Annotated in this window: 1 protein-coding gene; it reads left to right on the forward strand. The window is 67.3% G+C overall.

The window, feature by feature from the left end:
• Window positions 1-623 (forward strand): hypothetical protein (locus JHD59_RS22030; protein WP_199155840.1); only part of this gene is annotated, 623 nt, incomplete at both ends.

Raw genomic sequence — 623 nt, forward strand, 5'->3', positions numbered from 1 at the left:
CGCCCACCGTCACCGTGGCCGAACACCTCGACCCGAACGGTTTGATCGGCCCGACCGACCTGGCCCATGGCCAGGTGCAGGCCACCGTCGCGCTGGACTCGAACAGCCTCAGCAGCGGCGGCAGCGCCCAGGTTTCGATCAGCGACGGCGGCGTGAGCAGCAGCCTCACCGTCCACAGCGACGGCTCGGTGACCAGCAGCAACCCGGCCGTCACCGCTAGCTACGCCAATGGCGTGCTGAGCCTCGGCATTCCGGAACCGGCCAATGGCCAGACGGTCAGCGTGTCGGCGACGCAAACCAACGCCTTGGGCAATGTCTCCGCCGCCGGCTCGGACAGCGGCACGCTGGATGTGGTGCCGCCGGACACCCCGGCCATCAGCTTCCAGCCCAATGGCCTGACCGCCCTGCTGTACGGCCTCAACGACAGCCATATCTCCAGCCCCGTCAGTGGCCAGACCGCGCTGTCCACCGTGCTGGCCGACCTGGCCAATCACAACCCCACCGCCAGCTTCATCGCCACCGCCTTGAACTTTGGCGATCAGAACGGCGTCTGGCATGGCAACACCGACTTCGGCAACAACCTCGGCAATTCGCTGGCCAACCTCAATGCCTTCCTCGGCGGC

It is taken from the genome of Chromobacterium sp. ASV23 (assembly GCF_016428945.1).
In the GTDB taxonomy this organism is placed as follows: domain Bacteria; phylum Pseudomonadota; class Gammaproteobacteria; order Burkholderiales; family Chromobacteriaceae; genus Chromobacterium; species Chromobacterium sinusclupearum.